General features: G+C 31.9%; 12 protein-coding genes, 1 tRNA gene and 1 pseudogene. 11 read left to right on the top strand and 3 right to left on the bottom strand.

Translation table 11 applies throughout. From position 1 onward, the window contains the following. Window positions 1-18 precede the first annotated feature (18 nt). From IGJ49_RS07690 to IGJ49_RS07670, 5 genes are read left to right on the top strand one after another with little or no spacing between them, the layout of a single operon-like run. Window positions 19-465: a hypothetical protein gene (locus IGJ49_RS07690; protein WP_086328167.1), complete on the top strand. Its 447-nt coding sequence runs from the start codon at window positions 19-21 to the stop codon at window positions 463-465. Window position 466: 1 nt separating this feature from the next. After that, the gene (locus IGJ49_RS07685; RefSeq protein ID WP_002327992.1) at window positions 467-604 is read left to right on the top strand and encodes an XkdX family protein; all 138 of its coding nucleotides are present in this window, start codon (window positions 467-469) and stop codon (window positions 602-604) included. A gap of 36 nt (window positions 605-640) precedes the next feature. Further along, window positions 641-934, top strand: a complete 294-nt coding sequence (locus IGJ49_RS07680) for a hypothetical protein (RefSeq protein ID WP_086328168.1) — start codon at window positions 641-643, stop codon at window positions 932-934. A gap of 22 nt (window positions 935-956) precedes the next feature. Beyond that, window positions 957-1,154, top strand: a complete 198-nt coding sequence (locus IGJ49_RS07675) for a phage holin (RefSeq protein WP_024635096.1) — start codon at window positions 957-959, stop codon at window positions 1,152-1,154. A gap of 10 nt (window positions 1,155-1,164) precedes the next feature. Next, the gene (locus IGJ49_RS07670) at window positions 1,165-2,184 is read left to right on the top strand and encodes a peptidoglycan recognition protein family protein (protein WP_192211727.1); all 1,020 of its coding nucleotides are present in this window, start codon (window positions 1,165-1,167) and stop codon (window positions 2,182-2,184) included. Between the two features lie 40 nt (window positions 2,185-2,224). On the opposite strand, the gene IGJ49_RS07665 is transcribed toward IGJ49_RS07670, so the two are convergent. Beyond that, window positions 2,225-3,564, bottom strand: a protein-coding gene (locus IGJ49_RS07665) for an IS3-like element ISEnfa3 family transposase (RefSeq protein WP_438722996.1) whose coding sequence is annotated in 2 segments (ribosomal slippage) — window positions 2,225-3,123 and window positions 3,123-3,564 — 1,341 coding nt in all. Because the reading frame shifts where the segments join, the coding sequence is not laid out codon by codon here. 167 nt (window positions 3,565-3,731) lie between these two features. On the opposite strand from IGJ49_RS07665, the gene IGJ49_RS07660 reads away from it, so the two are divergent. The 3 genes from IGJ49_RS07660 to IGJ49_RS07650 all read left to right on the top strand — a co-directional run bounded on the left by IGJ49_RS07660 (window position 3,732) and on the right by IGJ49_RS07650 (window position 5,536). Further along, complete coding sequence (locus IGJ49_RS07660) at window positions 3,732-4,424, top strand: DUF3800 domain-containing protein (RefSeq protein ID WP_002325016.1); 693 nt, start codon at window positions 3,732-3,734, stop codon at window positions 4,422-4,424. Window positions 4,425-4,844: 420 nt separating this feature from the next. Continuing rightward, window positions 4,845-5,042 carry a cold-shock protein gene (locus IGJ49_RS07655; RefSeq protein WP_002293041.1) on the top strand — a complete coding sequence of 66 codons (198 nt, stop codon included), beginning with the start codon at window positions 4,845-4,847 and terminating at the stop codon, window positions 5,040-5,042. A 421-nt stretch (window positions 5,043-5,463) separates the two neighbouring features. Then, window positions 5,464-5,536, top strand: a tRNA-Ile gene (locus IGJ49_RS07650). Window positions 5,537-5,906: 370 nt separating this feature from the next. Here the strand turns inward: IGJ49_RS07650 and IGJ49_RS07645 are convergent. After that, the gene (locus tag IGJ49_RS07645; protein ID WP_002339958.1) at window positions 5,907-6,164 is read right to left on the bottom strand and encodes a hypothetical protein; all 258 of its coding nucleotides are present in this window, start codon (window positions 6,162-6,164) and stop codon (window positions 5,907-5,909) included. Window positions 6,165-6,326: 162 nt separating this feature from the next. Between IGJ49_RS07645 and bsh the strand changes: the two genes are divergently transcribed. Then, window positions 6,327-7,301: a choloylglycine hydrolase gene (gene bsh, locus IGJ49_RS07640; protein WP_002295271.1), complete on the top strand. Its 975-nt coding sequence runs from the start codon at window positions 6,327-6,329 to the stop codon at window positions 7,299-7,301. 557 nt (window positions 7,302-7,858) lie between these two features. Here the strand turns inward: bsh and IGJ49_RS07635 are convergent. Next, on the bottom strand, window positions 7,859-8,161 hold the full coding sequence (locus IGJ49_RS07635; protein WP_024635286.1) for a DUF5960 family protein: 303 nt from the start codon (window positions 8,159-8,161) through the stop codon (window positions 7,859-7,861). Window positions 8,162-9,034: 873 nt separating this feature from the next. Between IGJ49_RS07635 and IGJ49_RS07630 the strand changes: the two genes are divergently transcribed. Together IGJ49_RS07630 and IGJ49_RS07625 are read left to right on the top strand one after the other, a co-directional pair. Beyond that, window positions 9,035-10,132, top strand: a complete 1,098-nt coding sequence (locus IGJ49_RS07630; RefSeq protein ID WP_349519523.1) for a hypothetical protein — start codon at window positions 9,035-9,037, stop codon at window positions 10,130-10,132. Between the two features lie 472 nt (window positions 10,133-10,604). Continuing rightward, window positions 10,605-11,312 (top strand): annotated as a pseudogene (locus IGJ49_RS07625) (ABC transporter ATP-binding protein). The last annotated feature ends 134 nt before the right edge of the window (window positions 11,313-11,446 follow it).

The following is an 11,446-nucleotide window of genomic DNA, read 5'->3' as shown; positions in this document are numbered from 1 at the left end:
ATTAAAGGAGTGAAACGAATGAAAAACATTTGGAAATACGGACGTACTGGCGGAGAGTACGCAGGAAAAGTATTGGACGATATGCTTGTATCCGTTCCTTACACAGATCAGCCTCCACTTGAAGGGGTTCGAGCTGATGGTGAACCGTTAACAATCGCTGATCAGATGTTTGATCCTAAACTGAACCAATGGATTGTTTTAGCGAACGCACTAGATCACAACGATTTAAACAATCTCAAAGTGATGTACGAGGCTCTGGAACACGAGAACGACAATCTAAAACAGCTCAACGCCAAACTCATGCTAAACAATGTAGCAATTAAACAGGAAAATACTGCATTGAAAGAAAAAGCGGATAGTTTAGCACAAATCAATTCAAAAATGATGCTTGCTTCGTTCCAAAATAGCAAAGACATTTCAGAAATTAAAGAGCAACTAAATCCAGCTTCAAAGGGAGGTGAGTAGTATGTTTAGTTTTAGCGATGTGAAAATGATGTATGATTGGGGCTGTTTTACTGACGATCAAGTTCGACTATTCGTTCCACTATGCATTACAGACGAAGAAGCAGATAAAATCATTAATAAAGATAAGAGCGCATCTTAAGTGATGCGTTTTTATTTAAGGTAAAGGAGTTGTCACATGATTAATTTAGGAGAATGGGGAACAATCGCAGGATCAATTACTGCGATTGTTTCTTTGATTTTATTAGTAATAAAACCAATTACTGCATCTTTCTCGAAGATTACTGAAACTCTTTCAAAAGTAAGTCACAATTTAGATTTGCTGACTAAAGATTTAGAATCGAGCAAATCAGATCGATTGATGATTCATGAAGAACTAAAGAAACACGATGAAAGATTAGATACACATGCAGAAAAATTGGTAGAACACACACAACAAATTAAAACTTTATTTAGAGAAAGATCTCGGTAAAAAAGAAAGGAGTTAAGAAGAAATGATTTTACCCGATAAGTATTATCAAGTCATTAAATGGACAGTTTTAACAGTTTTACCAGCTACATCTGTATTAGTTGCAACACTAGGCAAAGCGTATGGATGGAATGGAACAGATATGACAGTGCTGACTATCAATGCAGCAGCAACATTTTTAGGCGTTATCACTGGTGTGTCGGCTTATAATTTGAAAAAATAGGAGGAAACAAATGAAAAAGAAAATTACTATTACTGTGATGAGCCTATTAACGGCTCTTTTTTTATTGCCAATTAATGGGTTTGCCTATACGATTAACAATGAATTTAATTTGGGCCCAAACGAAGGTAGCTCACAAGTAGCAAATAATCAGTACATTTTACTGCATGAAACGGCTAATGAAACAGCAACAGGGCGCAATGAAGCGCAGTATATGCAACGTTCATGGACTAGTGCTTATACTGCTTATATTGTGGGAGACGGTGGAATTGTTTACCAAGTTGGACAACCTGGTTATGTACAGTACGGTGCTGGTTCGTATGCTAATGCTAACAGTCCCGTGCAGATTGAGTTACAACACACACATGATAAAGCGACGTTTGAGAAAAACTACAAGGCATACGTTGAATTGGCTAGAGATTCAGCAATAAAATATGGTATTCCACTAACATTGGACACGCCTTATAACCAACCAGGAATCAAATCGCATTTATGGGTAACGCAAAATATTTGGGGCGATCATACAGATCCTTACGGTTATCTTTCTGAAATGGGCGTAAGTAAAGAAAAATTAGCATATGATTTAGCTCATGGATTTACCGATGAAAATCCAACTACTTCAGATGATAAACCAGTAATTGATCCAACTCGAGCAGGTGCTGCAAATTCTACGCTGACAGATGGAACAAATTACGCCCACATTGATCAGTTCGGAGAAATCGAAAACGCAAACTTGCATGTAGCTGGATGGCATATTGCTAACTATAAATACGAGTATATCTTCATTATGGATTACAATACTGGGAAAGAATTAGCTCGAGTAAGAGCTGATGGAATTTATAGACCAGATGTAAACCAAGCTTATAATACTTCTGGAAATGTTGGTTATCATGTATCTTTCAATATGCGTAATTTTCCTAATAAGAAAGTCTATGTAATGATGCGGGCAACGAATGATCCAGAAGGGAACACTAAAGGCGGAGCACAAGATTTTCATGATAAACGCTGGTATTTAAATATTCCGCAACGATAAAAAATGGCCCCTCGTTGTGAACTGAACCCCAAAAGTTGAACTATTTAATGGACTGTTTCCGATATTCTACTGGAGATAGTCCATTTAACTTTAGTTTTATTCTTTTGTTATTATACCATCTAATATACTCATTTAATTTACTTTGAAATGTCTCAATTGATCGGAATTTTTCTCGATAAAAAAACTCTGATTTAAGCACACCAAAAAAATTTTCTATTACAGAATTATCTAAGCAATTTCCTTTTCTAGACATGCTTTGAATAATGTTATTCTCTTTTAATTTTTTTTGATATTGTGGCATCTGATACTGCCATCCTTGATCTGAATGTAGAATCAGTGAACCCTCAGTTCCCTTTTTTTTAATTGCTTGTTGAAGCATTTCTTCAATCAGTTTATATGTTGGACTAGTTGATATACTATAACTAATTATTTCTCCGTTAAATAAATCAAGTATAGGAGATAGATAGATTTTTCTTCCTTTTATCTTGAATTCAGTGACGTCTGTCACCCATTTTTTATTGGGTGTATCTACTGAAAAATTTCGTTTTAACACATTCTTGGCAATTTTTCCTACTGTTCCTTTATAAGATTTATATCGCTTTATTCGGATTTGACAGGTAAGTCCCATTTGGGACATTAATTTTCTAACTGTTTTATGATTGATTGTATATCCTTTCATCTTTAACGCTAAAGTGACTCTACGATAACCATAAGAGTTTCTTGATTCTTTTACAATCGCTGTAATTTCTTGCTTAATCTTGCTATATTTATCTGGCTTATCTAATTTTTTTACCCAGTAATAATAAGTTGACTTCGCTAATTGTGCAATTGAAAGTAATAGATTCAATTTAAATTCTTTTTTGAGCTGAAGGATTGTTTTAACCTTGATTTCTTCTTGCTCAAATCTTGTTCTTGAATCAAGGTTTCTAACTTTTTTAAATATGCGTTCTCTGCTCTTAAACGAATAACTTCTTCTTCAAGAGACTCATCTTTAAGTTTTTTAGGAATGTTTAGCTTGGAATTCATACTAATTTTTCTGCCCCTTTTTTGGCTCTCAAGTGAAGAAGAACCGTCTTCTTCATATTGCTCTATCCATTTACTTAGAGTTCTATTTGAACCGATATTAAATTTTTTAGCAGTTTCTTGGATAGAAAGACCATTTGTTTCCATATATTCTATAACATCAAGTTTAAATTTTGTAGTGTAGCTTTTGCCACCTCCAACCAAGCCTTCCCAACCATGATAGTTATAAATCCTTACCCAATGTCTAACCAGTGTACGATTTATTTGATATTTATGTGCAAGATATTTGTAGCCGCCTTCGTTATTTAAATAGTCTGAAACTACTTTTTTCTTAAAATCAAATGTATATTTCCGCAAAAAAAGCACCCCTTTTAATTAGATTTCTAGTCTAACTTTTGGGGTGCACATCAGTTGAGGGGCAGTACATATAATTAGGCTACATCTGCAATTTTAGTTATTGTTATAAAGACGGCTAAGATGTAAAATTAACATATATTTATAACAAATGATCGGAGAAGCGGCTGTTGGAAGAATTACATTTATTTTTTGATGATTCAGGCGTCTTGCATAGGAATGCACCTAATAGATTTTTTGTCTACGCTGGATACGCATTCATTGGCAAGGATAATAAAGAAATTGCAAAAAGAAAATATAAAAAAGTGGTTCAACGAATCCAAACCAAACGAGGTAACAGAGAAGAATTAAAAGCTTGTTATTTAGATAAAAGTGAAAAATACGAATTATACAGGGTTTTAAAAAACGAACATAGTATGGGATTAACAGTTGATATCAAAAGGGTACAGTCAAATATTTTAGATCATAAAAAATCAATACACAGATATAAAGATTATGTATTAAAAAGACTGGTCAAAGAAAAAATTAAGTTGCTGATAAATAGAGGATTATTGAATCCAGAGGACGACTTAAAGCTATGTATCTGTGTGGATGAGCAAGCCACTGCAAGTAATGGCTATTATAATTTTGAGGAATCAGTATATGAAGAACTAAAAAATGGTGTTCATAATTTTAATTATGGTGTATTTTATGAACCTATTTGGAAAGGTAAGTTAGAAATAAATGTGTCTTATTGCGATTCTAAACATAATTATTTGATACAAGCTAGTGATATATTGGCAAACAGATTATGGACATCGTTCAAGATTGATAACAGAGAAATGAGAAATATACCGGAACATTCTTGTATGAGGTTGCCTTAAAAAATAAGCTAAATTTTTTTAAGCATAACTATTGCATTTAGCAGATAGTTACTTTATGATTAACTTACAGGCGAATTAATTTCGCACTGCCGACACAAGGAATACGATAATAATTATTAAGCGTAATGTAAGTACGCCGTCCCTTGTGGGCCACCTCCAAAAGGTGGTTTTTTTATTTAATTTTAATCAGTATTGTATTTGTATTTTCGTTCTGCAATTAACTCTTCTAAATGCTTAAATATAGTTCTTTATATTAAATCGTGTTAGCCTTGTGTTACCATTACATTCGTGTTATACTAAACAAGTAATCTAATTTGAAACGTAATCTGAGCGATATATTCACACTATAAAAACTCCTTTTACAAAGTAATATTAATTGCAACAAAACACGTATTATATACGTATCAGGAGGAAATATATATGAATAACGGTACAGTAAAATGGTTTAACTCAGACAAAGGTTTTGGATTTATCACTGGAGAAGATGGAAATGACGTATTTGCACATTTCTCAGCGATCCAGGGAGAAGGCTTCAAGTCCTTAGATGAAGGCCAAGCAGTTACTTATGATATTGAAGAAGGTCAACGTGGCCCTCAAGCAGTAAATATTGTAAAATAATGTTGAACTTTAAACACCTCATTTGAGGTGTTTTTTTATTTTAAGCTAGATACCGTAATTATTGCTAGCAATTTAGAGTAGTTTGTTACTAATTAAGGAGCAAATAAAATTATTATAATATAAAAAATTAAGCAAATAATAGACTAAAAAATAACTATGTGAGATAATAAACATAGAAAAAAGCTTCAGATACTCCCTCACCCTAGAGTCTTTCCCCAAAAAGATAAGTATCTGAAGCTTTTTTCTTTTTATGACTTGGAAATAATAGCATAAAATAATATATTTTACAAAGAATAAGTACAATCTAGTTTTTTGCTATTAAATGTGTAATAATTAATGTGCCATCACAACAAAGAATGAAAACCATTATTATCTAGTCTATGTCCATTCTTTTTGTTTGCAGTAGTTGTGATGGCTTCTCGTACCTTTAGCTCAATTGGTTAGAGCAGACGGCTCATAACCGTCCGGTCGTAGGTTGAGTCCTACAGGGTACATATAGTAATTAAGTTAGTTCTGTGTTAAAATTATTTAGAAGAGTATTTATGTAAATAAAAGCTTTCTTCAGCCACCTTCGGGTGGTTATTTTTTTATACACAATCTTATGTCTATTTCCTTCATAAGTTATGATGACATCTGTTCAGAGCTACTCGAAAGAATAGTTTTTTAGTATTGATTTTTTATAGGATGAGATTATAATAATAGTCGTAATAGCTGATGAATCAATTTCCCAATCTTTTTACGCATTTAAACAGCGAAGCGTCTTCGGACGCTTCTTTTTTGTACTACAATCAATATTTATATTTGGATTACCTCCAGATAGTTTCTTTGTATAAAAAAACGACTCATAATGAGTCGTTTAATAGATCAGAGTAATAAGTCATTGATTTCTTTAAATTCTTTATCAAGTTCTTTTTCATCATATTTTTCATATTTATCAGCTTCATGAAGAACTTTTTTAATTTCATGAATAGCCTTTCGTTCAACTAACCATTTTTTTAGGTTATGTTTTTTTTCTGGATTTTCAGATAATGTATCAAGTTCGTCTAACTCTTTATCCAGTTTATTGACAACAGAAACAATTTTGTTTACAACTTTTTCTTCTTTTTTTTCTAAATTTGACATTTATCTTCACGTCCTTTTTATTTGATAATTTAAGTATAGAACTTTGATATAGTTTATACAAATAAAAACGCTTCTTTGTGTATTCTGTGCTTTTCTTTTGGAATGAGGAAAACTTTGGAGTAATATGAACGTGGACAGAAAAATATTTAGGAGGAATAAACTATGTGTACGTCTATTACTTATGTAACAAGTGATCATTATTTTGGAAGAAATTTTGATTATGAAATATCTTACAATGAAGTAGTCACTATTACTCCAAGAAATTATAAGTTGAATTTTCGAAAGGTAAATGATTTGGATACTCATTATGCAATGATTGGTATTGCCGCTGGTATAGCTGACTACCCTCTTTATTACGATGCGACAAATGAAAAAGGATTGAGTATGGCTGGACTAAATTTTTCTGGGTATGCTGATTATAAAGAAATACAAGAAGGGAAAGACAATGTATCTCCTTTTGAATTTATTCCTTGGATTTTAGGACAATGCTCAACAGTAGGAGAAGCTAAAAAATTGTTAAAAAATATCAATTTAGCAAATATAAATTATAGTGACGAACTTCCTTTATCCCCTTTACATTGGCTATTAGCTGATAAAGAAAAATCAATTGTCATTGAAAGTATGAAAGATGGACTTCATATATATGATAACCCTGTGGGCGTTCTTACCAATAATCCTTCATTTGACTATCAATTATTTAATTTAAACAATTATCGTGTCTTATCGAGTGAAACTCCTAAAAATAATTTTTCAAATCAAATAAGTTTGAATGCCTATAGCCGCGGTATGGGAGGGATAGGCTTGCCTGGAGATTTATCCTCAGTATCTCGTTTTGTTAAAGCGACTTTTACGAAGCTGAATTCTGTATCTGGAGATTCAGAGTCAGAAAGTATTAGTCAATTTTTCCATATCTTAGGTTCAGTAGAACAACAAAAAGGTTTGTGTGATGTTGGTGATGGAAAATATGAATATACAATTTATTCTTCTTGTTGCAATGTTGATAAAGGAATCTATTATTATCGAACATATGAAGACAGTCAAATTACTGCAATTGATATGAATAAAGAAGACTTAGATAGTCATAAGTTAATTAGTTATCCAATTATAGAAAAACAACAAATTAAATATATAAATTAGTTAGTGTGTTGTGATTGATTATTTAATATAGATATAATACAAAAAGGCAAAGATATTTTCAAAACATTTTTTCTTGATGTGATATCCTTGTCTTTTTTGTAATGTTTTTAACTTATTGCTTTTGCAAAATTTATTTACCTGTTTTCTGGATCAACGATAGTGTATATTATGCTATCCTTGTTTGGATTTTAGGACGTTTAAAGAGGCACTTTTTTACATAACTTAATCCATAGACCTTTTAAGCCTGCTGTGAGATAATAATAAAGAAGAGTTTAAAGCGTTCCCCAAAAACCACTCCCCCATAAGTGTGTTACGCTTTAAACTCTTTTATATTTGAAGCCATTAAAAAGCATACCATATTTTTGAAAAAAAGTGAGAAAAAAGGCTTATAATTGGAGTGATAGTTAATTAGTGACTTATTTTTGATTTTATAGCACTGATACTATAAAATATAGATATCATCATATTACACAATCTTAATACTAACTTAAAAAATATCTCCTTTCATAAGTATGGTGATAAAATCCGTTCCGGGCTACCTTTTTAGGTAGCCTACTTTAATCTTTGTATTTTTCAGGATCAACAAAAGTATACTTTACATAGTCAAATCGTTTATGTTTTGCTCTAACATCTGGAACATTTGTCACTACATCAAATAAAAAATAGGCATCTAGGTTCATTCTGGTTTTTGCTGCCGGAATTTTAAAGTAGTTCTTATTAGAATAGTAGAGATTGATTAATAAGCTTTCTTCGATTGCTAAAAAGAAAACTTCTGAATCCCATACTTTATAAAAATCTTTGATAAATCTATTCGAAGGATCAAATTTAAACCATAATTGTGTCTTTCCTTCTATTAAAATATCTTGGTTATACGCATCTTCTTTGAAATTTAAGGTAATTGATATGTATCCCGACCAAATATTAGGGTTGTTAGAAATTAAAGATCCTAGTCCTATTGATAATAAAATACCAGATAATTATACAGCGCAACAGTATATTGAAGATATTTACAATGTTAGATCTGAAATACAAAGAGTTCTAGATAGAATTGAAAATGAAATTGGTAAGATAATGATGGAAATGGAAAGATCGTGATAAAGTTTTTGTTACTATTTTTAATAATGCAGCAAAAAAATATTGCCACCATTTTGCCACCGATGACTGAGGTTTTCTCAGGTGTTTTGAAATGACCTAAAGATAGAAGAGATTATTTAGTTCCTTTATAACCTTTAATACTAGAAGCTTAGAGACTATCTTAGATTAATAGAGAATAGTACAGTTAGATTATTGCGAAAAGAAGCCTTCATGGCTGTTCTGAAGATGGACGAGGATGAACCGAAGAAATAGCCTAATAGGCTATTGCAAAAAAACTTAGTTCTTTGTCAAATGATGTTGGTTAAGAGGAATATTAGAATAATTATGACAGAAAGAAGTGGAGAATTTCTTTCTGTCTTTTTTTCTGGAAAACAACGTTTTTCCATGTTGAAGCAAGATCCTTCATTTGAAAAGGTAATGACTTCTATCACTTTAAGGGTTTCGCTTTAATATCTTAAGATAATTGTTAGCTATCCAAGCATTCTATTAGAATAGCTAAAACATAGTAGGTTCTTGATGCGTATTTTTTAGATTGATTACTTAATTTTTATACATAATAAGGCTAAAGTCTAATTGTTACTACAATTTTCTTATGCTACCTTAAATTTAGATATGTTAAATGAGGAGGCAACAGATAAATGTTTAAGTTGATTTTAAAGCAATTTTTACAGCATTGGAAAATTTGGCTATCCATCCTACCTATTTTTATTGTTTCTGGATTAATATTTAGCACTGCTTTTGTGATATTAAATGCTTTAAGTAGGGCTGATCTTAACAGTTCAGTTGATTATGGTGTTTTTATGCAGTTACCAATAGTAATAGGGATAGTAATGTTTTTTTTATTGACTATCAATGCAATGAAACAGTGTATAGACTTTTTTGATGGAACAAATGACATATTGCTTCTTTTAGGAGCTTCTCCTGCTCAAATCAGTTTGGTGATGACTGGACAAATGTTAGTAATTGGTATGATTGGAGCTGTTATTGGGAGCGGCTTTTCCTTAAAAGCTTCACAGCTTTTTTTGACCACCTTACCTTCGAGTTCTGCTAAAGATTCTCTTGTACATATCCCGCTTCAATTCTCATGGAATGTTGTTTTTGTTGTGATATTGATCCAACTAGCAATTATTCTATATACATGTATGCGTTATTGTCTTAAAAATTATAAGAAAAGAAAGGGGAGCCTTTCTTCCAACAGAGCGTTTATTAAAATTAAGAATAGCGGCAAATTTTTGGGAATACTTGCATCACTAGTGAGCGTAGGGGCAACAATATATTTATATTTAAAAAATGTTCCTGATCCAACTTTAATAAAAGAATATACTCGAAGTATGAGTAACTCGATGAATTTATTGCTTCTTCTGTGGTTGTCTGTACTGATTACTATGAATTTTTTGATTCGTCCCATATTTCGAGGGATAGTACATAGAATTGTTGGGGTACCAAAAATGACAAAGAATCCGATGATCCGCACTGCACTTTACAATATACAATACAATATAGAAGAATTAATAAAATTAATTCGTCCAGTCAGCATCATTACTGTGCTAGTTAGGAATTTTATAGCTTTGTTTCTCAACACTAAACTACTAATTGATGGAACAAATGATAGTTCTTATATCTCAGATTTGATCATCAACCTTATTTTTGTATTCGGGGCGCCAATACTCATTAGTTTAGCAAATGTAATTGTGTCAATTTGCCTTTTTAGAATAAAAACAAAAGTTGAACCTTAAAATTATTTTTATACTGGATGTACACCAGATTGGATTTTTAAAATGAGAATCATTGAAATCAGTTCAGTTTCATTCATTTCAATAATAATTACCTTCATTGGAACAATATTGTTTGCGATTCCACTGCTAAGAGTGACCTATCTGGGTGGTGGCAATATTTTTAAGGCAAATTGGTCGGTTAATCTCCTATTATCGTTAGGCGCTTTTCTAATATTCGGTTTATGTTTTATTGCAATTTATTGGTTTGAGCACTATACGTTAAAAAAGTATGTCGAGTAGATTTATTAATATACTAAAAGAATAGATTGTTTTAATTGAATCAAACATAAGAAAGTAATTAATTCAGATTGAAAGAAGGAAAGAAATTGCTGAATTGGGAGATCCTTCTACTATCAATGAGTAGTTTGCGTCCTACAGTTTTGTATGAGAGTTTGATTTATAAACTAGAATGATTTTATGGAGGTTAATATCGATGAGAGAGATAGTTATTTCAATAAACGAATTAAAAAAAGAGATACAGCTTGCGAAAGGAAATCTTTTACAAGTGCTGACTGATATTTCTTTTGAAGTAAAGCAACAAGAGTTTGTATCGATCGTAGGACCTTCTGGTTCAGGAAAAACAACGTTGCTTCATTGTATTTCTAGCTTATTACCTCCTACAAAAGGAGAGGTGTTAATTGATGGTTAATCACCATATGGATGGAGTGCAGCGAAATTAGCAAAGTTTCGTCGTAAAAAAATTGGTTTTATTTTTCAAGATTTTCAACTCATACCTTCATTGTCAGCCTACGATAATATGGTACTCCCAGGAACATTGAATGGGCACAAAATAAAAAGAGGAAATGTCGATACTTTGGCAGAACGATTGGAATTAAAAGCGGATTTACACCAGCCTATTGATGCTCTTTCGGGTGGTGAACAACAAAAAGTTGCAATTGGGCGCACAATATTAGCAGATCCAGAAATATTGTTTTTAGATGAACCTACTAGCGCATTAGATACTCACTCACGTATCCTTATTATGGAAGTACTTAAAGAATTAGTAAGCAAAGGAAAGACAATCGTTATGTTGACTCATGATCTAGAGCTTGCCAGTCAATCTTCCAGAGCAATTGTTATAAAGGATGGGCGCATTCATAATAATATAAGTTCGCCAACATTGGAAACCCTCATATTCTAAATGATACGATTCATTCATTTCTACCTTAGCTCCATCTACTTTTACTAAATGAAATTAGCGTATGCTTCCTTTGGTTCTCAAATAGATTAAACAAATCATTCGGACAAAAAAATAGATTCATGTATAATTTAATC

The organism is Enterococcus sp. AZ171, from assembly GCF_051714005.1.
Taxonomy (GTDB): Bacteria; Bacillota; Bacilli; order Lactobacillales; family Enterococcaceae; genus Enterococcus_B; species Enterococcus_B pernyi.
This window is presented reverse-complemented; position numbering and strand designations above follow the sequence as displayed.